General features: G+C 48.3%; 18 protein-coding genes. 14 read left to right on the plus strand and 4 right to left on the minus strand.

Translation table 11 applies throughout. The features are described from left to right. Nucleotides 1-13 precede the first annotated feature (13 nt). Nucleotides 14-1,447: an FAD-binding oxidoreductase gene (locus EYB58_RS10970; RefSeq protein ID WP_111959501.1), complete on the minus strand. Its 1,434-nt coding sequence runs from the start codon at nucleotides 1,445-1,447 to the stop codon at nucleotides 14-16. Nucleotides 1,448-1,966: 519 nt separating this feature from the next. On the opposite strand from EYB58_RS10970, the gene ftcD reads away from it, so the two are divergent. Then, a complete protein-coding gene (ftcD, locus tag EYB58_RS10975) occupies nucleotides 1,967-3,589 on the plus strand; it encodes a glutamate formimidoyltransferase (RefSeq protein ID WP_111959551.1) in 1,623 nt (540 codons plus the stop codon). A gap of 176 nt (nucleotides 3,590-3,765) precedes the next feature. Here the strand turns inward: ftcD and EYB58_RS10980 are convergent, their stop codons facing one another. Then, nucleotides 3,766-4,329 carry a C40 family peptidase gene (locus EYB58_RS10980; protein ID WP_111959499.1) on the minus strand — a complete coding sequence of 188 codons (564 nt, stop codon included), beginning with the start codon at nucleotides 4,327-4,329 and terminating at the stop codon, nucleotides 3,766-3,768. A gap of 256 nt (nucleotides 4,330-4,585) precedes the next feature. Here EYB58_RS10980 and tnpA point away from each other — a divergent pair, with 256 nt between their 5' ends. The 10 genes from tnpA (at nucleotide 4,586) to EYB58_RS11030 (ending at nucleotide 16,590) form a co-directional block, all read left to right on the plus strand. After that, the gene (gene tnpA / locus EYB58_RS10985) at nucleotides 4,586-5,017 is read left to right on the plus strand and encodes an IS200/IS605 family transposase (protein WP_131071982.1); all 432 of its coding nucleotides are present in this window, start codon (nucleotides 4,586-4,588) and stop codon (nucleotides 5,015-5,017) included. A 210-nt stretch (nucleotides 5,018-5,227) separates the two neighbouring features. Beyond that, entirely contained in the window at nucleotides 5,228-6,472 is a 1,245-nt protein-coding gene (gene gabT / locus EYB58_RS10990; protein ID WP_111960366.1) for a 4-aminobutyrate--2-oxoglutarate transaminase, read from the plus strand. Nucleotides 6,473-6,486: 14 nt separating this feature from the next. Further along, a complete protein-coding gene (locus tag EYB58_RS10995; RefSeq protein WP_111960364.1) occupies nucleotides 6,487-7,941 on the plus strand; it encodes an NAD-dependent succinate-semialdehyde dehydrogenase in 1,455 nt (484 codons plus the stop codon). Nucleotides 7,942-7,964: 23 nt separating this feature from the next. Beyond that, the gene (locus EYB58_RS11000; RefSeq protein ID WP_111960362.1) at nucleotides 7,965-10,085 is read left to right on the plus strand and encodes a cache domain-containing protein; all 2,121 of its coding nucleotides are present in this window, start codon (nucleotides 7,965-7,967) and stop codon (nucleotides 10,083-10,085) included. Then, the gene (locus EYB58_RS11005; protein ID WP_111960360.1) at nucleotides 10,078-11,508 is read left to right on the plus strand and encodes a sigma-54-dependent transcriptional regulator; all 1,431 of its coding nucleotides are present in this window, start codon (nucleotides 10,078-10,080) and stop codon (nucleotides 11,506-11,508) included. Before EYB58_RS11000 ends, EYB58_RS11005 begins: the two co-directional genes overlap by 8 nt. A 361-nt stretch (nucleotides 11,509-11,869) precedes the next feature. Continuing rightward, nucleotides 11,870-13,111, plus strand: coding sequence for an ABC transporter substrate-binding protein (locus EYB58_RS11010; RefSeq protein ID WP_111960358.1), 1,242 nt, complete (start codon nucleotides 11,870-11,872; stop codon nucleotides 13,109-13,111). A gap of 76 nt (nucleotides 13,112-13,187) precedes the next feature. Next, the gene (locus EYB58_RS11015; protein ID WP_111960356.1) at nucleotides 13,188-14,075 is read left to right on the plus strand and encodes a branched-chain amino acid ABC transporter permease; all 888 of its coding nucleotides are present in this window, start codon (nucleotides 13,188-13,190) and stop codon (nucleotides 14,073-14,075) included. Continuing rightward, on the plus strand, nucleotides 14,065-15,171 hold the full coding sequence (locus EYB58_RS11020) for a branched-chain amino acid ABC transporter permease (protein WP_111960354.1): 1,107 nt from the start codon (nucleotides 14,065-14,067) through the stop codon (nucleotides 15,169-15,171). Before EYB58_RS11015 ends, EYB58_RS11020 begins: the two co-directional genes overlap by 11 nt. Further along, nucleotides 15,168-15,893 (plus strand): ABC transporter ATP-binding protein, encoded by a 726-nt coding sequence (locus EYB58_RS11025; protein WP_111960352.1) that lies wholly within the window; start codon nucleotides 15,168-15,170, stop codon nucleotides 15,891-15,893. Before EYB58_RS11020 ends, EYB58_RS11025 begins: the two co-directional genes overlap by 4 nt. Then, nucleotides 15,880-16,590 (plus strand): ABC transporter ATP-binding protein, encoded by a 711-nt coding sequence (locus EYB58_RS11030; protein WP_111960350.1) that lies wholly within the window; start codon nucleotides 15,880-15,882, stop codon nucleotides 16,588-16,590. The genes EYB58_RS11025 and EYB58_RS11030 overlap by 14 nt, the downstream gene beginning before the upstream one ends. Before the next feature lie 13 nt (nucleotides 16,591-16,603). Here EYB58_RS11030 and EYB58_RS11035 read toward each other — a convergent pair whose 3' ends face one another. Then, entirely contained in the window at nucleotides 16,604-16,810 is a 207-nt protein-coding gene (locus tag EYB58_RS11035) for a hypothetical protein (RefSeq protein WP_111960348.1), read from the minus strand. Between the two features lie 519 nt (nucleotides 16,811-17,329). Between EYB58_RS11035 and EYB58_RS11040 the strand changes: the two genes are divergently transcribed. The 3 genes from EYB58_RS11040 (at nucleotide 17,330) to EYB58_RS11050 (ending at nucleotide 20,392) form a co-directional block, all read left to right on the plus strand. Next, nucleotides 17,330-18,307 (plus strand): TAXI family TRAP transporter solute-binding subunit, encoded by a 978-nt coding sequence (locus tag EYB58_RS11040; protein ID WP_242637627.1) that lies wholly within the window; start codon nucleotides 17,330-17,332, stop codon nucleotides 18,305-18,307. Nucleotides 18,308-18,418: 111 nt separating this feature from the next. Then, a complete protein-coding gene (locus tag EYB58_RS11045) occupies nucleotides 18,419-19,675 on the plus strand; it encodes an AAA family ATPase (protein ID WP_111960344.1) in 1,257 nt (418 codons plus the stop codon). Nucleotides 19,676-20,041: 366 nt separating this feature from the next. After that, a complete protein-coding gene (locus EYB58_RS11050; protein ID WP_111960342.1) occupies nucleotides 20,042-20,392 on the plus strand; it encodes a cold shock domain-containing protein in 351 nt (116 codons plus the stop codon). Nucleotides 20,393-20,413: 21 nt separating this feature from the next. On the opposite strand, the gene EYB58_RS11055 is transcribed toward EYB58_RS11050, so the two are convergent. Next, the gene (locus EYB58_RS11055; protein ID WP_111960817.1) at nucleotides 20,414-22,078 is read right to left on the minus strand and encodes a transposase; all 1,665 of its coding nucleotides are present in this window, start codon (nucleotides 22,076-22,078) and stop codon (nucleotides 20,414-20,416) included. Nucleotides 22,079-22,088 lie beyond the last annotated feature (10 nt).

The raw sequence follows: 22,088 nt of genomic DNA on the forward strand, positions 1-22,088 counted from the left end.
CTGTGATCCTTTATCAGCTGTTGACAGCATATCTAAGGTTAGTAGCCGTGACCCAGTTATCCGGAGCCTGCTGCAGTTTGCCTGGATTGAGAATGTTGTTGGGGTCCAGAGCCGCTTTGATGGCAGCCATCATTTTCAAGGAATCGTGCTTCTCTGTCTTGAAGGCTTTGGCTTTGGAAATGCCGATACCGTGTTCAGCAGAAGTGGTGCCGTTGACGGAATCTACATATTCATAGATCTCGGCAATGGCTCTCTGGGCGCCCTCCCATTGCTTTTTCTTACTGGTGTCCATCATGATTTTGGTGTGCATGCACCCGGATCCGCAATGGCCATATGCCGTCATAATGATGCCGTTCTTTTCGGCTGCTTCATGGATTTTGGCGGCCATATCCGCCATTTTAGAGTAGGGTACTGCCATGTCGTCAGCCAGGGATGTGGAAGCCATACTGGCGTCAAATTGTGACAGGGCAGGGAATAATTTCTTACGGCCCATGAAGATCTGTTCGCGCTCTTTGGCATCAAAGCTGTACCAGAGGTCGGCACCGTTGTTCTTTTTGCAGATCTCTTCCATTTTTTTAACTTCGTAATCCACGGCTTCCATAACTTTTCCGTCGGATTCAAAAAGCAGGGAGGCTGCCACTTCCTTAAGGCCCAGGTTCATGGTTTTATTTACTGCCTTGATTGCAACGTCATCCACTAACTCGAGCATGGAGGGGATGGTGCCCGAGGCCATGATGTCAGCGATGGCATTGCCGGCATCCCTGAGACTGTCAAAATTGGCAACGCCCAGGCATCTGAATTCGGGGATGGGTACAAAACTTATAGTCGCTTCCACCACAACACCCAATGTGCCTTCCGAACCCACAATGAGTTTTTCAAGCTGGTAACCGGACGCCTCCACCCGGGTATGGGAACCCAGGGTTACCAGGTCGCCATTGGCCAGCACCACTTTCATGCCCAGCACAGCATCCCGGGTAGCGCCGTATTTTACGGAACGAACTCCCGAGGCATTGTTGCCGATTTCACCGCCGATGGTGGCGATACGTGAAGAGGCCGGTGTCGGGGGATAGAAAACCCCGTAAGGTTTAAGTGCTGCGTTGAGATCATCATCCACCACACCCGGTTGCACCCGGCAGTAAACATCGGGCATGTTGATTTCAAGTATTTGGTTCATGTTCTTCATGTCCAGAAGAATGCCGCCCTTGGACGACACTGTCTGTCCGCACATGCCCGAACCGCCGCCCCTGGTGACAACCGGTATTTTTGCTTCATTGGCATAGACCATTACTTTTTGAACCTGACCGGTATTGTCAGGTCTGACAATAACCCATGGTGCGGCATGGTAAACAGATGCGTCTGAGCCGTAAATATACAGGTCAAGCGGATCTATCTTTATGTTTTTTTCCCCGACTATTTGCTTAAGTCTGGGGATATCGACCGTCTTCATTTGATATCCTTTCCTGATGAAATTGTTAAAACCAGTGGGCCTAAAAAGTTTCTATTCTAGTTAATTTACTAATATTTTCACAACTGTTTTAAAAATTCAATCCCCTTTACCTTTACGGGATTAATAAGTATTTGCTTTTCTAAAGAGTTGAATTATTAATCCGATTTTTTTTTGCGTTGGTGGGCGTGCACTAACCTCCCTTTTTTATTAAAATTTTTTGATTTTTGGGGATATGTCATACGCCTGTATCACTAAATTCCCGCCATGGGATATTACCGTTAATGTAGAAGAAAATGCAAGTCTTATCCGCGCGGCTACGGGGCCCGGTGCCTGATATTCTTAATTGAATCGTTTAAAAGAAGGTGTTGAAGGCTCGATTAATTTAATAATACCGGTCGCATGGCTTTGTATTATCGCCGGGGAATCAGGCAAATGCCGTGTATATAAAAATTGGTGGTTTTATGATAATGAGTGGTAAAAATGATGGAAAGTTATTCATTGGAAACGGAGATGTATATAATGGATAAAATCATTGAATGTGTGCCCAATTTTTCCGAAGGAAAAGATAAACAGACGATTGAAGCCATTGCCGATGCCATCGCAGCAACACCCGGGTGCCGCTTGCTGGATGTGGATTCGGGCAAGTCCACCAACCGGACGGTATATACCTTTGTGGCAGACTCTGATTGTGTGGTGGAAGGGGCTCTAGCCGCTGCAAGAGTGGCCCGGGAAAAAATAGATATGCGCCGGCATCATGGGGAACACCCCCGCATGGGTGCCCTGGATGTCTGCCCCTTTATTCCGGTGGCTGGTGTGACCATGGACGAGTGTGTGGAAATTTCAAAACGGTTTGGTAAACGTTTGGCCGATGAGTTTGGCGTTCCTGTCTATTTGTACGAGGCATCTGCCACCCTGCAGTATCGCAGAAAACTGCCTCAGATCCGAAAAGGCCAGTATGAAATCATTCCCAAGCGTATTGTCCAGGAAAAATGGAAGCCTGATTTCGGTCCGGCCCGGTTTGTACCCGAGTGGGGGGCCACAGTAACAGGCGCCCGGTTTTTTTTTATTGCATATAATGTTAATCTCTTAGGCACACCCAATCAGGCCCACCGCATTGCACTGAATCTGCGTGAAGCCGGCAGAGGCCCTGAACAGCCTGGTCGGCTTAAGGAGGTCAAGGGGATGGGCTGGTATGTCGATGACTATAACTTAGCCCAGGTTACGGTGAACCTGAGCAATTATTTGGTCACGCCGCCCCATATCCTGTTTGAAGCTGTTAAAGAGGAAGCTGCCAGGCTTAACGTGGCGGTGGCTGGGTCAGAAATTGTAGGTGTTGTTCCCCTTCGGGCAATTTTACAAGCTGCCGAGTATTATATCGAAAAAGAAGGTCTTTTTATCCTTGACGAAGACCAGAAGGTTCGGCTGGCTGTTGAGCGTCTGGGATTAAATTCCGTTGCCCCCTTTGATCCCAAAACCAAGATTATAGAGTATATTGTTGCTACGGCGCCCAATGAACCCCTGGCTGGTATGAGTGTCCGGGCTTTTATTGAGGAAGTTGCCGGCAGAAGTATAGCACCTGGCGGCGGTTCCGTGTCGGCAGTCATTGCCGCCTTGGGCGCAGGGCTTGATGCTATGGTGGGTAAGCTGACTCTGGGGGTCAGAAGGTTTGACGCTGTTGACGCTGACATGAGAGCGTTGATTCCACCGCTGCATGAAGCAGCTCATGCCCTGATACCCCTGATTGATGCAGATACCGATGCCTTTGCCGATTACGTGGCCGCCCTGGGGCTGCCGGAACATACGGATGAAGAGAACCGGTTCAAAAAGGCGCAGCTCCAGCAGGGCCTGAAAAAAGCCATTGAGGTGCCCTTGTCCATCATGACCCTGGGGGATAAGGTCTGGGACGCCATGATGGGGGTGACGCAATACGGTAATATTGCGTCTCGATCAGATCTTGAGGTGGGTGCACGGGCCCTTGAGGTGGGTATTTGGGGTGCTTATAGAACCGTGGTAAATAATATGGGCGAGATCAATGATCCCGAATACCGTAAAAAAATCATGGAAAAGGCTGATGCCATCAGGGTCAGGGCAGTCGAAAACTGTCAAAAGATACTTGATATCCTTGAAAAAAGACCTGTTTGAATCTCATACGCCTGATGTGGGGCAATGATTTATTTAGTGTCTGAGCGAAAACCTGGAAATTCTGTCGAGTACGAGGCGGGCGCAAATTTTAAGCGGAGTAATACATAGCGTATTTTGAGGCTTAAAATTTTCGTCCAACGAAGTAATCGGCAAAATTTGTGGTTTTCGGTCAGGCACTATTTGGGCCGGGCCGGCATGAGCATGTCTTCATTGATTCTGAAAAAACCTTTAAAGTGCTCCAGCCAGTAAGCGTGGTAAACGATATTATCACTGTTGAAAATCGTAACTTCTCCACGTTTTTTTGACGCATAGATAAAATGCATCCGGCCGCTGGGGTCCACCTGGTAAACCATGGCGGCAAGATCATTTTTCAGCACGATCAGGTCTCCATTTCTAACATCATCCGCCTTAATACGGTGTGTGTTGCCCAGCAAAAGGTCCATTGGCATAAAGGTCTTGTAAATCAAGCCTGCTTTGGTTGCAGCCCCGGCGTAAATGGAGTAAAACAGCCAGGAATTATCCGTGCTTCCTGTCAGTTTAGGGCGTCCACCGACGACAACAGGGATACCAATGAACTGTTCCGCAATTGATGGGATAAACTGGCAGAAAATTACGGCAGGGGGAGAGTCCACTGGTTTCTGAGGATGCTGTGTCTCTATGACGTGGGAGTGGCTGGCCAGGGTCGGAACAGTCCAGATCAGAACCAGAACCAGTATCAGATGTATGGTTGATCTTTTCATTTTTTTTTGTCCAAACGGGAAAACGTGGTTATATGGTTTTAATATCGTTAAAATATGTCGGAAGGTTTGTTTACACTACTTGTTTTTGAAACCTTTCGTCAAGAAAGAAAGTGTAGTTGCGATTAACGCCTTGAGATAATTCTATTGGGTAAACCTCCACCTCCGGTGGAGGACTCGAAAAGTTTGACAGTTCCGGGAGTTGAAAATAAACAACCTTCCTTAAGTTAGCCGCTCAAAGCTATTAAAGGAAGGTTGTATGAAAGATTATAAAAGTTTAAAGCATTCAAAGTGGTATTGCAAGTATCATGTGGTTTGGATTCCAAAATATCGGAAGAAAGTTATTTACGGGCAATTACGTCGGGAACTGGGGTCAATACTACATGGTTTGGCAAAACAAAAAGAATGCGAGATCGAAGAAGGACATTTGATGACAGACCATGTTCATATGCTGATCTCCATTCCACCCAAATTTGCCGTGGCTCAGGTAGTTGGGTTCATCAAGGGGAAAAGTGCTATTCAGATAGCACGTCAGTTTTGTGGTAAAAAAAGGAACTATAATGGTGAAAAATTTTGGGCCAGAGGTTATTTTGCATCAACAGTAGGAATCGACGAACAAATTGTTCGAGCATATATCCGGCATCAAGAAAAAGAGGATCAACGTTGCGAACAGATGAACTTGTTTGATTAAACCGCGCCTTTAGGCGCTTTTAAAAGACCGCTTTGAGCGGTTAACAATCAAGCCCCCAGTTTCACTGGGGGTCATGACTTATAGTGAGTGTAAAATTGATCCTTACTGAAAAAAAGGTTTTTAAAATGAGTTCACATCCAGGCACGAATCCTGCTGTGCTTGCTTGTCGTATTTGTGCTCAACCCGATAAAAAGTCAGAAAGGATAAAAAATGACTTGTATTGATGACATTCAGACCCTTAGAAACCAGGTGATTCCGAACGGCCATGCCTCCGGTACCACTTGCTATGTTGATTCGGCCAAAGGCGCCATAATCACTGATGTTCAAGGTAAACAATATATTGATTTTGCCGGCGGCATTGCCGTGATGAACGTGGGGCACAGTCACCCCAAGGTGGTGGCGGCCATTAAAGCCCAGGCCGAAAAATTCACCCATACCTGCTTTATGGTGAATCCCTATGATGTTGCAGTGCGCCTGGCCGATCGGTTGTGTAAGATCGCTCCGGGCACCTTTGACAAAAAAGCCCTTTTCGTTAACTCCGGTGCCGAAGCTGTTGAAAACGCGGTGAAAATCGCTCGTTATTATACCAAAAGACAGGGCGTTGTGGTGTTTGACGGTTCTTACCATGGCCGTACCTATCTCACCATGGCCATGACCACCAAGGTAAAGCCTTATAAATGCGGGTTTGGCCCCCTGGCCCCTGAAGTGTATCGGGCTCCCTTTGGCGATTCTAAGGCCTTTACTGATTTTTTTATCACCGGTATTAATCCCGAAAATACCGCAGCTGTTGTTATTGAGCCCATCCAGGGCGAAGGCGGGTTTATCGCCCCGCCCGCGGACTTTTTGCCCCAGGTGGCAAAGTTTTGTAAAGATCAAGGCATTGTTTTTATTGCTGATGAAATTCAGTCGGGCATGGGCCGGTCCGGCAAGATGTTTGCCGTTGAGAATTTTGGCGTGGAACCGGATTTGATAACCGTGGCTAAAAGTATTGCTGCGGGGCTGCCTTTAAGCGCGGTGGTGGGCAGAAAAGAGATCATGGATTCCGTACATCCCGGTGGCCTGGGTGGCACATATGGTGCCAATCCCGTGGCTTGTGCCGCTGCCCATGCGGTGCTGGATATTTTTGAAGAGGAAAATCTTCTGGAAAAGGCGCAAGTCATCGGCGAAAAGCTGGGTGCGACCTTTGGCGCCTGGATAGAAAAATTTGATCATGTGGGTGAGATCAGAGGTATTGGCGCCATGCGGGGATACACCATTGTCCATGCCGACGGCACCCCTGACCCGGATGCAGCCAAAAAGTTGTCTGCGTACTGTTTTGACAACGGTTTGATTTCTCTGGTCTGTGGTATTCAAGGCAATGTTATCCGGGTGTTGATGCCCCTGGTCATTGAAGATGATCAGCTGCAAAAGGGGCTTGATATAATGGAAGCGGGCCTGACTGGCCTGGCCGGCTAACAAAGGGAATTAACATGTTAAAATTAAAAAATCCGGATCTTTTATGCCCACAATGTTTTATCCAGGATGAGTGGGTAGACGCAGATAGCGGCAAAACTGTTGACGTGACCAATCCTGCCACAGGAGAGGTGCTTGGTACGGTTCCCTTTTGCGGGGCGGATGAAACGAAAAGGGCCATTGATGCGGCTAATGAAAGCCTGGATGCCTGGCGGTCCAAAACCGCCGGGGAACGTTCGGTTATCCTTCGACGGTGGCATGACCTGCTTATGGAAAACCAGAAAGATTTAGCCCTGATCATGACCGCGGAACAGGGTAAGCCCCTGGTGGAATCCCAGGGAGAGATCGCCTATGCCGCCGCCTTTTTTGAATGGTTTGCCGAAGAAGCCAAGCGGGTATACGGGGATGTGATCCCCCAGACCGTGGCCTCCCAGCGCCTGGTGGTAATCAAGCAGCCTGTGGGCGTGGTGGCCGCCATTACCCCGTGGAATTTCCCCAGCGCCATGATCACCAGAAAAGCCGGTGCCGCTTTGGCCGCCGGCTGTACCATGGTGGTGAAGCCGGCAACAGCCACCCCGTTTTCAGCTTTGGCCATTGCAAAACTTGGGCAACAGGCCGGGGTGCCCAACGGGGTGTTTAATGTGGTGACTGGCTCCTCTTCGGCCATTGGCGGGGAACTTACAGCCAACGCAACAGTCCGCAAACTGACCTTCACCGGCTCCACCCAGGTGGGTAAAAAATTGATGAGGGACTGCGCGGGTACCATGAAGCGGCTTTCCATGGAACTGGGCGGAAACGCCCCGTTTATCGTGTTTGACGATGCAGATATTGATGCCGCCGTGGAAGGCGCCATGGCCTCCAAATACCGCAACTCGGGTCAGACCTGTGTGTGCGCCAACCGGATGTATGTCCAGGCCGGTGTGTATGATGAATTTTGCCGGAAGCTGACAACGGCTGTGGAAGGCCTTAAGGTGGGCAATGGGTTTGATGACGGGGTTCAGCAGGGTCCGCTCATCGATATGGCTGCTGTGGAAACCGTGGAAAGTCACATCAACGATGCGGTGAGCAAGGGCGGAAAAATCCTGATCGGCGGCACACGCCATGCCCTGGGCGGCAGTTTTTTTGCGCCCACCATTGTTGCGGATGTCACCGATGATATGCGGGTGGCCAAAGAGGAAACCTTTGGTCCCCTGGCCCCGATTTTCAGGTTTGATACGGAAGAAGAAGTGGTCCGTAAAGCCAATGATACGGAATTTGGGCTGGCCGCTTATTTTTACACCCGGGATCTGGGCAGAAGCTGGCGCATCGGAGAAAAACTGGAATATGGCCTGGTGGGCATCAATTCCGGTATTATCTCCAACCCGGTGGCCCCCTTTGGTGGTGTCAAAGAGTCGGGCAACGGCCGGGAAGGCTCAAAATATGGGTTAGATGATTACCTGGAAATCAAATACATGTGTATGGCAGGTATCTAATATAATACAGGAATAATCGCCCCATGACGCTTAAAATAAACATAGTGCTGGCGTCCATCCTGGTGGCGATTATTCTTGTTCTGGGGGGGATCACCTATACCTACACCCAGACCATCAGCCGGCACACGGTGGAACGTCACCAGCAGGCCCTGACCAAAGAGGCGGCCAAGATGGTCCAGATGTGGCTGGACCATCGGTTTAAGCTCGTCGATGCATTGGCGCGCACCCTGGAGGATCTCTATTTGACCCAGGGGCAGGATCCAAGGCCCATTTTAAGAATGACCATGGCCGCCGGGGATTTTTCCGATGTTTATCTGGGGCTTTTTAACGGCACCATGATAGATGGGGCCAAGTGGCATGCACCGGCTGATTATGATCCCCGGACCCGTCCCTGGTACAGGCGGGCCATGGAAGAACAAAAATTGACATTAACCCGGCCTTTTATGGATGCGGGGTTCTGGAAGATGGTTATTGCCGTCGTGGTACCCCTGGTCCATAACGAGCAGGTGGTCGGAGTTTTAAGTGCCAATATCATTTTAGATACCCTGCAGGCTTCGGTCATGGATCTGCGTATCGGCAGATACGGGTCTGCCTTTATCATTGACAGTCAGGGCACCGTGCTGGTTCACCAGAACAAAAGCCTGATGATGAACACCAAAATTCAGGAATCCGATCCCGGCCTTTCAACCTTCGGTTCATATTTTCCCGGACGGGATGCGGGCTCTTTCTCCTACAGGGATCGAATGCTGAGTTTTCACAAACTTACGGATACCGGATGGTATCTTTGTACCAACGTGGATCAGGAAGAGGCCATGGCCCTGGCCAAAAACAAGGACATGCTTTTTGCCATGGCCATGGTCCTGAAAATTTTAGGTATTCTGGCCCTGCTGTTGTTTCTCACTGTGGGCGGATCTGCCTTGATTTTGTTTATCTCCAAAAACAGGTTTGAGGCCATTGTATCGGGAAAAGATAAAGATCTGCGAGGGGAAATCATACGCAGAAAAGAGCTTGAGACCCGGTATCGGACCCTTTTTAATATGGCCACCAACGCCATTATGCTCACAAGAAACGGGATCTATATCGAATGTAATCAAAAGGCCTTGGATATGTTTGCGCTTGTCGAAGATAAAATTATCGGCCGGACCATGCTGGATCTCTCCCCTAATACCCAGATGGACGGTACTGCCACAAAGCTGAAATTGACCCAGCTTGAGCAGTCTCACGCGCTGGGTAAATCCGATGTGTTTAAATGGACATTCAACCGGGCGGATGGTTCGGAGTTCCCGGTCGAGATCGGGATCTCAACGTTGAAACTGGACCGGGAAATGGTCAAAGTGTACAGCATCTGGGACATTTCAAAACGGGTGAATGCCGAGCAGAACCTGCGCCAGGCACAGAAAATGGCAGCCATGGGTGAAATGCTGTCTGCCATTGCCCATCAGTGGCGCCAGCCGCTGAATGCCCTGTCATCGTATATTGCCTCCTTGACCCCGGCTTTTTATAACCAGATGATTTCTGCCGCGTTCATTGAAAAACTGGTCCGGGAGTCCGATGCCCAGATTCAGTTTATGTCAAGAACCATCAACGATTTTAGGGAATATTTCAGGCCGTCCAAAAATAAACACACCTTTGAAATCATGGATGCGATCCAAAGTGCCATCAAATTGGTCAAGCCCCAGTTAAGACAGAATAATATCACCCTGGATCTCGATTTGGACGACCCGGCGGTTTCCATGCCTATTTGGGGGTATAAGAATGAATTTGTTCATGTCCTGGTTAATATTATTTCCAATGCAAAAGATGCTATCAATGAGCGTCAGGCCAACTCCCGGAACCGTTCGGTTCACAAGTTAATCAACCTGGCTGTTTTTAAGAACCGCAAAGAAATCTGTCTGGAGATCCAAGACACGGGCTGTGGGATTCCCCCTCATTTGATGGAAAAAATATTTACGCCCTATTTTACCACCAAGGGGACAGCTACAGGCACCGGCATTGGCCTGTACATGGCCAAAATGATCGTGGAAAAGGAGATGAAAGGTAATATTCATGTAGAAAATCGGTCCATGGGTGTCATGTTCCGGATCTGGCTCCCTTTGGCCCTTGGTGAAAACACCCAAAAGGACAACAAAAAGAATCATGATTAATTTCAGCCATTCAAAGGTTCCGGTGGTTCTGGTGGACGATGAATCATCAGAACTGGATGCGTACGGATTTTTGCTCACCTCCATGGGCGTCAACCAGGTGGTTCAGGTCCAGGACAGTCGACGGCTGCCTGGTGTGATGGCCGACCTGGGTGTGTGTGTCCTTTTTCTTGACCTGAATATGCCTCACAAATCCGGTCTTGAGGTCTTAAAAGAGCTCCGGGTGACCCATCCCCACATTCCAGTGGTGATTATCACGGCCAATTCCGAGATCGAAAGTGCTGTTGAATGTTTGAAGCAAGGCGCCCATGACTATCTGGTCAAACCCATCAACATGAACTCCTTTGCCTCGGCACTGCGAAATGCCCTGGAAATCTGCGCATTGAGGAATGAGGTTCTCACCCTTAAAGGGGTTTCCTTTAATCGGAATCTTAAATATCCGGAACATTTCCAGGATATTATCACCCAAAATCCCACAATGATCGGTCTTTTCCAGTATATTGAGTCCATCTCCACCAGCCGGGAGCCGATTTTGATCCTTGGCGAAACCGGCACCGGCAAAGAGCTTATTTCACGCGCCATCCATGACGTATCCGGGCTTGGCGGCCCTTTTGTTACGGTGGATGTGGCCGGACTTGATGACAACCTGTTTTCAGACACGCTTTTCGGTCACAGTAAAGGCGCTTATACCGGGGCCGATAAACACAGGGAGGGCCTGGTGGAAAAGGCGGCGGGCGGTTCCCTGTTTTTAGATGAGATCGGGGACCTTTCTGCCGCCTCCCAGGTCAAGCTGTTGCGGTTAATCCAGGAGGGGATTTTTTACCCTCTGGGATCGGACCGGCCCCGGACCTGCCGGGCGCGGATTATATCCGCAACCAATAAATCCCGCAATGCCCTTGCGGCTGTAGATCAGGACCAGTTCAGGTCCGATCTTTTTTTCAGGCTTTCCACTCATCTGATCCAGGTTCCGCCGTTGCGGGAACGCAAAGAGGATATCCCCCTGATTACCGCCTATCTGAGGGATCAGGCCGCTAAAGCCATGGGCAAACCCGTTGTTGAGACCGGAAAACAGTTTTCGGCTGCTCTGGCAGCCCACCCGTTCCCGGGAAATATCCGGGAGTTGAAAACCTATATCTATGATGCCGTGGCACAAAGTACGGACACAAGTCTTCGTGTTGACACAATTCTGGATCGGCTGACAGATGTTTCAACCGTCTCCCAGTCCCAAGCCGCCAATGCCGCGGCCACCCCTGGCATCACCCTGGAAGATTTAATGGGTGGGTTTCCCACCCTGGCAGCGCTGACCGAATATGCCATTGACCAGGCCCTGGAACGTAGCAATCATAATCAAAGTCAGGCAGCCAGGCTTTTGGGGCTCTCAAAGCAGGCGCTAAGCAAACGATTAAAAAAACGGGACAAAAGTTGACTCTGTCTGTCAACTATAATTGACGACGTCAACTTTGGTTGACTTCAAGCCATTCTTTAACTTTGGAGGTCAGAGAAAGCGCTCACCGACTCTCAACCGATTTCGAACGACTCATTCAGATTATAAAGTTGAACTCTTTTTTTTCGCTTTTTTTACCACGAAGAACACGAAGACATTAACCCTTCGTGTTCTTCGTGAACTTCGTGGTAAATTAAAAGATCAAAATTATTGGCCTCTTGATTTTCAACAATTCGAAGCTTTTGGCACACGCCTTGCTCATGCCCTATTATTACGTTTATGAAACCACGTGCGAAAGATTTAATGATTTGCGCACTATTTTAACATCCAAAAGGAGGAAAAGATGAAATTTAATCGTTTTTGGACCGCAACGGCCGCCGCCGGGCTTTTAATCAGCGGACTTATGTTTACAGGCCCTGCCACGGCAGAAGAAACAACCATCAAGATCGGCAACATTATCCCTTTGTCAGGTCCCTCGGCCTCTGTGGGGCAGCAGGGGAAAAATGCAAGGGAGATGGCCGTTGAGGAGATCAATGCCGGCGGCGGCATCAAATCCTTAGGAGGCGCCAAACTTGAAATGCTCTATGCCGATTCCGAATCCAAGCCGGAAAAAGGCGTATCCGAGGCTGAACGGATGATTAATACCGAAAAGGTCAACGTTCTCACCGGATGCTGGAACTCTGCGGTAACCTATCCCACCACAGCCGTGGCTGAACGCTACGGGGTGCCTTTTATTGTTCCGGTCTCCGTGTCCGACAAAATCACTGAACAGGGGTTTAAAAACGTATTCCGGATTGCTGCCAAGGATTCTTGGTGGACCCGGGATCAGTTCGCCTTTTTAAAGGATATGCAGGCTGAATTCAACACACCCGTTAAAAAACTTGCCTTTGTTTATGAAAATGGCGACTGGGGAAAAGGCATGGCAAGCCAGTGGAAAAAACTGGCTGAGAAAGACGGATATGAGGTGGTAATGGACGAACCCTATCCTTCCACCGCCACCGACCTGAGCCCTGTGGTTCAGAAGATCAGACGTTCCCGGGCAGATGTGCTTTTACTGGTTTCCAATGCCGCGGACGCCATCCTTTTGACGAACACACTGGCTGAGTACAAGGTACGCTTAAAAGCCATTGTGGCCACCGGCGGCGGACATGCTGATCCGTTTTTTATCAAGGCTGTGGGTAAGAATGCCCAATACCTTTTTGATATTGTGGAGTGGGAAGCCGACATCAACAAGCCCGGTGCCAAAGAGACCAACGCAAAATACAAGGCCAAATACGGCTATAACCTCACTGGCGAGGCTGTGGACGCCTATCTCTCCATGTACGTGATCAAAGATGCCCTGGAACGTGCCGCAAGCTTCGACAAAGATGCCATACGCAAAGCCCTGGCCGAAACCAACCTCACCTCGGGTGCCGGCATGATCGTGGGTTATGATGCTGTTGAGTTTGACGAAAGCGGTCAAAATTCCCATGCGTCACCAGTTATTGTACAGATTAATGATATGGGTAACGGTCTTGAAAGAATTACCGTATGGCCCAAAAGCGCCAGACGCGCCGGATACACGCCAGTTTTTCCCAAACCATAAAATCGCCCATCCCAATGTCCCGCTTTAAAAAGGCAACCCTCTTTTTAAAGCGGGACATAACCGTCCGGAGAAAAGAATGATCTATTTAATTGAAGATACAATCAACGGCATCCTTATGGGCTCGATTTACGGGCTGACCGCCCTGGGGTTGACCATCATTTTCGGGGTCCTCAAGGTGGTCAACTTTGCCCACGGGACCCTTTTGATGGTCGGCATGTACGTGGCCTACTGGACCGTTGTCCTGTCAGGGCTTCACCCCTACCTTTCCCTGGTTGTAGTTGTTCCGGTCATGTATGTGTTTGGATACTATCTGCAGGATATTGTGATAAAGCCAATTTTCAAAGCGGAAAAAGATGTCCGGGAGCCCAGTACGGTGATTATCGTCACCACCGGGGTGTGGTATGTGCTGGATAATCTGACCCTGATGATTTTTGGTCCACAATACCGCTCCCTTCCCGAGAATCCGCTTCAGGGCAAAATGATAGAATTCGGGGAGTTATTTATTTCTGTTCCCAAGTTGTGGGGGGCCATTACCGCTGTGGCAACCGCCTTTGGCGTATACTACTTTTTTCAGAAAACACGTACAGGGCGTGCCATCAGAGCATGCAGCCTTGACCGCGATGCGGCCAGTCTGTCCGGCATTAACCAGTACAAGATATACAACATGGCCTTTGGGCTCGGATCGGCAGTAACCGGCATTGCCGCCGTCACCCTGGTTCCCTTTTACAACACCTTTCCTTCCGTGGGCGTTCTGTTTGATATTAAAGGATTTATCATTGTGGTATTAGGCGGGCTTGGCTCCATTCCCGGGGCCATCATCGGCGGGATCATTGTCGGGATCATCGAATCGGTGGGGCCCCAGTTCATGACCGCCACGTGGACGGAGGCCATTGTATACGGTCTGTTTCTTCTGGTCCTTTTTGTTAAACCCTCAGGATTGTTCGGAGTAAAATATGACTGGTAAACCCATGACAGACACAGGGGGCAACAACACCCCTTACGAGACGGACGACGCCTTTCTTGACAGGTCTGCCCTGGCTCGCCAGGTGGTCAAGGATACCATTAACAAGGTGCTGCTCGGGGCGGTGCTGATTCTGGTGCTGGCATTGCCGGCCGTCATCAGCAGTCCCACCTGGCTGCATATTATTGTTTTGATATTTTTTTACGCCTATCTAACCACCTCCTGGAACATAGTGGGCGGGTTTGCAGGCGTTCTGCCTTTGGGGCATGCCGTATTTCTGGGTATCGGCGCATATACCTCAACGGTGCTTTCCCTCCAGTACGGAATCAGTCCCTGGTTCGGTATGTTCGTTGGCGGTATTTTAGCGGTTGCTGCCGGCATGGTCATCGGGCTTCCTACCTTGAAAATGCGCGGGGCCTACTTTGCCCTGGCAACCATCGCTTTTGCCGAAGGCGTACGCGTTATGGTTGAGAACATAGAGTACTTGGGGCCGTTCAAACTTAATGGCCCCCGGGGGTTGCAGATTCCGCCGTTAAATATTGGTTGGGCTGATTTTATGTTTTCATCCAAGGTGCCGTATTATTACATTATCCTGACCATGCTGATGATTATTCTGTTGCTGACCTGGGCGGTTTCCAGATCTAAACTGGGATATTACCTGACCGCCGGTGGAGAGGAGCCCGAAGCGGCCCAGGCGCTTGGCGTCAATGTCTCCCGGGCCAAGGTGATTGCCATGGCGTTAAGCTGCTTTTTTACCGCCCTTGCCGGGACTTTTTATGCCCAGTTCTCTTTGTTTATTCATCCTAAAAGTACGATTTCTCTTGATATATCCTTTGAGATTGCGTTTATCGCGTTAATCGGCGGCAGGGGCTCCATTGCAGGTCCTGTTTTGGGGGCACTGCTGCTCCGGCCGGTCAGTGACCTGTCAAGAATTTATTTCGGAGATATTCTGCCCGGGATGCATCTGGTCATATACGGTGTTGTACTCATTCTTGTGATGATCTATCAACCTCGGGGACTGCAGGAACCTTTAACCCGGATATACGACAGGGTGGTAAACCGTATGGCCGATGGCTTTATCAAAGGAGGGGATAAATGAATCTTCTTGAACTAAAGGATGTGACCAAACAGTTTGGCGGCCTTACGGCGGTGGACAGTTTGAGTCTTTCCATGGAAAAAGGCGAAATTTTGGGTGTCATTGGTCCCAACGGTGCTGGAAAGTCCACGGCATTTAACTGCATTGCAGGAGTGTTTCCTCCCACAAAAGGTGAGGTGATTTTTGACGGGCAGGTGATCAATGGGCAAAAGCCCTGGGATCTGTGCAAAAAAGGGCTTGCCCGCACATTTCAGATCGTGAAACCCTTTGCGTCCAAAAGTGTACTTTATAATGTTACGGTGGGGGCCTTTGTCAACACGTCCAGCAGGGGGGAAGCCGAGGCCAAGGCCATTGACGTGCTGAAATTGCTTAATTTTGACGATAAAAAGGATGCCAAATCATCGGATTTAACCATTGCAGACAGAAAACGCCTGGAGATTGCCAGGGCTCTGGCCACAGCGCCCAGACTGTTGCTTCTGGATGAGGTGATGGCGGGCCTGCGGCCGGCTGAGGTGGATGAAATGGTTGAGATTATAAGGTTTTTGCGTGAGCAGGGCGTCACCATTCTGGTGATTGAACATATCATGCGGGCCATCATGGCGTTATCCGATCGTATTGTTGTCATCCATTTCGGGAAAAAAATCGCAGAAGGAACTCCTGAAACAGTGGCGTCCGACGAAAATGTGATCAAAGCATATCTGGGGGATGAATATGGGGTTTCTTGAGGTAAATAATATTGATGTCAGCTATGGGGATGTCCAGGTTATTTTTGATCTGTCCATGCGCATTGAAGAAGGTGAGGTGGTGTCCATTATCGGCGGCAACGGCGCTGGAAAATCCACATTGCTTCGCACTATTTCGGGGCTGATGAAACCGTCTTCCGGCCAAATCTTCTTTAAGGGCCGTTCCATGCACACCCTGCCCCCTGAACAGATCGTCAATCATGGCATTGTCCATGTCCCGGAGGGACGCCGACTTTTTTCCCTGATGACCATAAAAGACAACCTCATTGTGGGTGCCTATAATAAGGAAGCCGATAAGCACAAAGAAGAGACCCTGGCCCAGGTATATGAGATGTTGCCAAGATTGAAAGAGCGGGAAAATCAAACCGCCCTGACCCTGTCCGGCGGAGAGCAGCAGATGGTGGCCATTGGCCGGGGGCTTATGGCCCGGCCTAAAATCTTGATGCTGGATGAGCCGTCTCTTGGACTGGCTCCGGTGTTGGTCAACAGCATTTTTGAGACCATCCGGAAAATTGCCGACCAGGGCACCACCGTGCTTCTGGTTGAACAGGACGTAAACCATTCTTTGCGCCTGTCAGACCGGGGGTATGTGCTGGAACATGGCAGAATTGCCCTGGAGGGCAAGGCCGATGAACTTTTAGGCAATCCCCACATTAAAGAAGCCTATCTAGGTATATAGTTGTAAATTTTTCTCAGGCCCCCTTTTTGGGGGCTTCCTGAGACCACCCTCGCTGGGGGTGGATATTTTTTAAAATCCCTGTCACAAAAACAAGAAAATACCGTTGCCATAAACCATTCAGGCTCATGGTCAGAATTAAATCTGCCACAGATGCACCGGATTTTAGGTTGCCACCAAGGTGATCAGTGAGTGAGACTTTGAAATGATCTCCTCCCGCCACAATACGTTCCTTAATAGCCACCCCTAATTGTATATGTCGCGCCCATTTACTATATCGACCGGTCACGCCGATCGCACATTTTTTTCCTATTTATTGGCAAGTCAAGGGTATTTTTTAGATAATCCGCACATTTTTTTCATAATTTTTCGTGAATTGTATCAGACTATTCAATTATTCCTTCTCAACACGGTATTGCTCCTTGACTTTGTGCTTCAATTTGGTAGACCATTTCCGATAAGAAAAAGTATCCGATACGATTGTTATAACAGCAATGGGCTGATCTGGTCTATCAATGCCCAGACTCAACCCATAATAAAAATTGAAAGCTCTGAGTAGCTTATACAGACTTTCTTATAAAAAAGTCGCCGGCAAACCCGGGTTGTCACTTTTAACTTTCGTTATGGCCATGCCGCGGTCAAAAATCAAGTTGGCCCGTGGCTGTGATATCGGCTGGCGAAAGTACATCGTCTGACATAACTTTTACCTGGTCCGATGCCGGTACAAATTATGGGGGACATTATGATTCGCAAATTCATTCTGGTATTGAGTATCCTGATCTGTACAACCACGTGCGGCACATCATCGGCCGCGGACTTGGGAATAATCACCGGCGGTACAAAAGGTACTTACTTCCAATTCGGCCTGAACCTGATGGAATTGGGCAAAAAATACGGATATAATATCCATGTATACAACTCCCGGGGATCCGTGGAAAATGTATATGCCGTGTACCAGCGTCCCAAGACCCAGATGGGTATTGTTCAGTCCGATGTCCTGGCATTTGTGCTTAAGGTGAAATCCAATAAAGTCCTAAAGCTCATCGCAAGAAAAATTAAAATGGTTTTCCCTTTGTATAACGAAGAGGTCCATTTGCTGGGTAAAACTTCCGTTGCGTCGTTTGATGACTTGGAAAACAGGCGGGTGGCCGTGGGCAAGGAAGGCTCGGGCACCTATCTTACTGCCAAGCTTCTTTTTGAGGTCTCAGGCATCAAGCCCGCCCAAACTCTGACTGTGGGTACGGACAAGGCTCTGGCCATGCTCAAGGCAGGCACCATCGACGCCATGTTCTACGTGGCTGGATTTCCCGTGGCCCTTTTTTCCGAGCAAGTTACCGCCGGGGACGACCTTCACATCATGCCCATCGGCAACAAGAGCATTACCGAATTTTATCCTATGGCCCAGATTCCGGCCGGTACCTATCCATGGCAGAGTCAAGCCGTATCCACCGTTGCGGTCAAGGCCGTGCTGGTTTCCTTTGATTTCAGGCGTAATAACTGCGACGCCGTGGGAGAATTTGCTAACATTGTCTACGAAAATTTGGACTGGCTCAAACAAAACGGTCATCCGAAATGGAACAGTGTAGACCTGGACTACCCCCTCAAAGGATGGGAACAGTATGACTGCGTTAAAAAATACCGTAAAAACGGCTATTTTGAAGAAACGTTTCAGCCTGTGGAAAAGAACCCCCTGCTGAATGCCATCAAGGAGATCCTCTGATCCCGGCATAGTGGAACAGGCCAATTAAGGACCGCAAATGAAATAAATTGAGCCAAAGGGCAAGTAATTTTGTTTAATTTATAAGATTTGTGGTCCTAAGGGGAGCATGCCATGTACCGTACCCATTTTAATCTGAAAAAAAAACCCTTTCAGCTCAGTTCGGATAATAGCTTCCTGTGGCTGGGTGATACCCACGCCAGGGCTTTAGACCTTCTTAAACGCGGCATTGACGGCCCCCAGCGGTTGCTGGTCCTTACCGGAGATATCGGCACCGGCAAGACCACCCTGATTCATGAACTGCGTCATGGCCTGCCCCAAACGACCACCGTGGCTCATATCACCGATCCCAGCATTGAGCTCCATTATATGTTTCGTTCCATTGCCCAGGGCCTGGGATTTGATGCGTTTTATAGGGAAGGAGAAAAATTTGAACCGGTACTGTCAGCCTTTTTGAGCCGCCGACACCAGGCCCGAAAAAAATGTCTGATCATCATTGACGAGGCTCATTTGATGCCGGAGCGATTCCTGGCACTGCTTCCTTCCTGGGCCAAATTTGCGCCGGACAATACCCTCACTTTCATCCTCGCCGGTCAGTTGGAGCTCCACCAAGTCATGGAAGAAACCCTGGGCCGTTCATGGAAAGAGCAGATGGATGTCCATGCCATGCTCGCCCCTCTGGAAGAAAAACAGACCCGGGACTATATCAATAGACGCCTTGAGTTGGCCGGTGCAACACATAGAATTTTTATCCCCGGAGCTGTCCGGGAAGTACACAGGTATACCAAGGGCTTCCCCCGGCGCATCAATATCGCCTGCGATCAGGCCATGATTGCCGCCTACGCAAAAGATATGCAAACCGTTGATGCCCATACCTTCCAGGAGGCCTTGGGTATTCTGGAAATCCCCCAGGTGCCGCTGGCTGTCTCTCAACCGGCGTCGGTTTCTCAAACGCCGCCGGTCGCTCCAAGGTTCAGGCGGCCGACAAGGGCATTGTCCACCCTGGCCGCAGCCATTCTTCTTGTGGGCATCGCCTATCTCTTTTATTCCCGGACCCTTTCTGTTCCGCCGACTCCCTCTGAACAAATTGCCGCCAAACCCGACAAGACTGCCGATATGGATGAGTTCCTTAAAGAAATCTCTATTATGCATAAGGCCGATTTTATGACCCGGGTTCCGGACCCGCCCTCCGGACTATCGGCCCGTAACACACCTGCACCTGAAATGCCCGCACCTACCTCTGCCGCGCCGTCGACATCTCGCCAACGAGATCCTGACCCTGAGTCGGCCCATGATCCCGCCTCGGTCTCAACCGTCCAACCGGATCCGGATGCCATCATCGACTGGCTTATTAAAGAAAAATCCCGCTGATCTCTCTTCAATAGTCTGGAAAAAATATTCAGTGCAACAAGGGGGGGGGGATACCACGATCTCTTAGGACCTTGGAATCACAAAGTCCCTATATTGCAGATGGGGTTAAGCGTTTACGTTTTATAATAAAATCTGTGTAATATACATTGATTTTTCAACTTTCGTTGTGGCCTGACCTCGGTGAAAGACCAGGTCAGCCATAGCTATTACAAAAAAAATTAAATGGAAACCTTTATGAATCATCTCGAATATGTGGTAAAAATTTGTTATTAATATTCTTAATTTTCGAGTGTTCTCTAATTAGATAAGCGAGTATGAAAGATAAATAGAAATCATAGATTCATTTGTTAACTATATGAAACTGAAATGAATATAGAAAACGGCATTATCTCAAACTGGAATAAAGAAAAAGGGTATGGCTTCATAACGCCAAAGTCCGGTGGGAGGTCCTTATTTTTTCACATCAATGATTACAGCCATCAACATAAACACCCTATTCAAAACCTAATAGTTCAATATTACGCATCAATTGATCAAAAAGGCCGGGTATGTGCAATTGATGTTACGCCATTGAAAGGGCATAAAAATAATGGTAGAGAATTGAGACAAAAATTTTTTTCCTTGGTGATGTTTAGCCTTTTTTCTTTCGTTTTATTTTACTTTTTTGACGCAAAGTTAATACCCAAAGAATTAGTTTTTTTCTATGATAGCAAATGACGGTTGGTATTGATCTTGCTCTTAAGTAGCGAATAAGGATGCCAATTTTTTCGGCAAATCAGGCCGCTGAATTATTTTTTTCATTTCAGGGCTAATTTTTCCATACGTTTTTTGTTCGTCGTTTAATTTTTCAAGAACCATGTTGTAGTCAATTTTTTCGAATCGTTCCTCCAAAGTAGCATTCCCATCAAGGATGGCTTCCATATATTCTGCTTTATCAAGATTCTTGATTAACGGCGTGTCTGTGAGCATGGTTTTGAGCCTTTTATTTAATGATATTGTTCCACTTCTTTTCCGGTTTCTACGTTTAAGTTCCCGGAAAAATCGTTCCAAAATATTGTTTGTGCGTTGAGGTTGGATGTGAACCTGCTGACCATTGGATGTTTCGATTGTAATTGGATCGGCAAAAAGTTTCTCCCAGTAAGTGTCGATCTGTTTGATCATTTTTTTATATGAGTCTGTTTGAGATAATTTCGGGTCTGCCATTATTTGCGCCCTGAATCTTTTCACTTTCTGAGCAATACGTTTTATATTGGTATTATTATCGCCGTCATCATTAAGTCCTTTCTTATTTTCAGAAACGGTTATGGATAAGGCGGTTCGGAGTTGTTTGAAGGTTTCCATCTTTTTTTCAATTTGCTTAGCGGCGCTTCTCAACTGTTGGTCATTGATGATTTTATTGAGAGGCTTCCAAAGATTGAAGAAATGTTTATCGAATTGATTGTAGCCAGAGGTGTCCACCATTTTATACAGGACTTTTAGCCGCTGGTAAAAAATAAAGTGCGGGCAATCAAATGGGAAACCATAACCCTCAAGTTGGCCAGTTGTGTCAAGAGCCCAATGGATCATGACATATGACGACACAATCGCCAGTTTTTCTGCGGGTATTGTGTTCGGCTGATTTTCAGCAATACACTCTAATAGCCCTGTCCCAAGTTGAGTATCGTTTCCCATGAGAGAGTCCAGCGCCTTTGCTTTTGCCCGAAGCACTGTTCTGATTTTATGCTTTGTTAAACGGATTCTAATCTTAGCGTATTCTGCTTCATATAAATCTTTTCCAATATCTCTTAAAAAATGGAAATGGCAGATGAAATCCGGAATACCTTTGAACACAACCTCTACTGCCGATAAAATGCCTTTACCCATATCATGGACCAGAGCAACCGGGTTGCCGTATTGCTTTTTTATTCTTTCTAAAAAGGGGATGATGGATTCTGCTTTTTCCGAGGGCAATTTGATATTATCCAATACTATTTGAGCAATGCCGTCCATACCGGTAAAAAGATGAGGACTGCCGCCTTCGCAAGTGCCATCTATATGCAGAATATAGCCGCCTTTGTGTGACATCAGTTGATTTAATCGTTGCTGTGCCTGCTGATGGGCTATGGCCAGATAAGCAATAAATTTCTTACCAAGGAAACCAATCTCTCGTTGAGAAATGGTTATATTTCTATCTGACAGCAGTGCAATGATTTGCTGTTCTGATAGACAGTGAACAAAAAGTCCATATCCGACAAAAACCAACACATCATACCCATACGTGCACCGATATGGGGTCAAAGAACGAAGCTGTTGACTTTGATGGACCGTGTTATCAATTGGATTGACCAAAACTGTTTCCTTTGCACAAAATGCCCCGATATCCAAAGTCACAACGTTTTTCTTCCTGGTTTTGAGCACTTTCAAATCCCGTTGG

The sequence above is a fragment of the Desulfobacter hydrogenophilus genome (genome assembly GCF_004319545.1).
Taxonomy (GTDB): Bacteria; Desulfobacterota; Desulfobacteria; order Desulfobacterales; family Desulfobacteraceae; genus Desulfobacter; species Desulfobacter hydrogenophilus.

Bases quoted from the DNA above. Each gene is read 5' to 3' on its own strand.
- EYB58_RS10970 (WP_111959501.1), bottom strand. From the start codon at position 1,447: ATGAAGACGGTCGATATCCCCAGACTTAAGCAAATAGTCGGGGAAAAA.
- ftcD (WP_111959551.1), top strand. From the start codon at position 1,967: ATGGATAAAATCATTGAATGTGTGCCCAATTTTTCCGAAGGAAAAGAT.
- EYB58_RS10980 (WP_111959499.1), bottom strand. From the start codon at position 4,329: ATGAAAAGATCAACCATACATCTGATACTGGTTCTGGTTCTGATCTGG.
- tnpA (WP_131071982.1), top strand. From the start codon at position 4,586: ATGAAAGATTATAAAAGTTTAAAGCATTCAAAGTGGTATTGCAAGTAT.
- gabT (WP_111960366.1), top strand. From the start codon at position 5,228: ATGACTTGTATTGATGACATTCAGACCCTTAGAAACCAGGTGATTCCG.
- EYB58_RS10995 (WP_111960364.1), top strand. From the start codon at position 6,487: ATGTTAAAATTAAAAAATCCGGATCTTTTATGCCCACAATGTTTTATC.
- EYB58_RS11000 (WP_111960362.1), top strand. From the start codon at position 7,965: ATGACGCTTAAAATAAACATAGTGCTGGCGTCCATCCTGGTGGCGATT.
- EYB58_RS11005 (WP_111960360.1), top strand. From the start codon at position 10,078: ATGATTAATTTCAGCCATTCAAAGGTTCCGGTGGTTCTGGTGGACGAT.
- EYB58_RS11010 (WP_111960358.1), top strand. From the start codon at position 11,870: ATGAAATTTAATCGTTTTTGGACCGCAACGGCCGCCGCCGGGCTTTTA.
- EYB58_RS11015 (WP_111960356.1), top strand. From the start codon at position 13,188: ATGATCTATTTAATTGAAGATACAATCAACGGCATCCTTATGGGCTCG.
- EYB58_RS11020 (WP_111960354.1), top strand. From the start codon at position 14,065: ATGACTGGTAAACCCATGACAGACACAGGGGGCAACAACACCCCTTAC.
- EYB58_RS11025 (WP_111960352.1), top strand. From the start codon at position 15,168: ATGAATCTTCTTGAACTAAAGGATGTGACCAAACAGTTTGGCGGCCTT.
- EYB58_RS11030 (WP_111960350.1), top strand. From the start codon at position 15,880: ATGGGGTTTCTTGAGGTAAATAATATTGATGTCAGCTATGGGGATGTC.
- EYB58_RS11040 (WP_242637627.1), top strand. From the start codon at position 17,330: ATGATTCGCAAATTCATTCTGGTATTGAGTATCCTGATCTGTACAACC.
- EYB58_RS11045 (WP_111960344.1), top strand. From the start codon at position 18,419: ATGTACCGTACCCATTTTAATCTGAAAAAAAAACCCTTTCAGCTCAGT.
- EYB58_RS11050 (WP_111960342.1), top strand. From the start codon at position 20,042: ATGAATATAGAAAACGGCATTATCTCAAACTGGAATAAAGAAAAAGGG.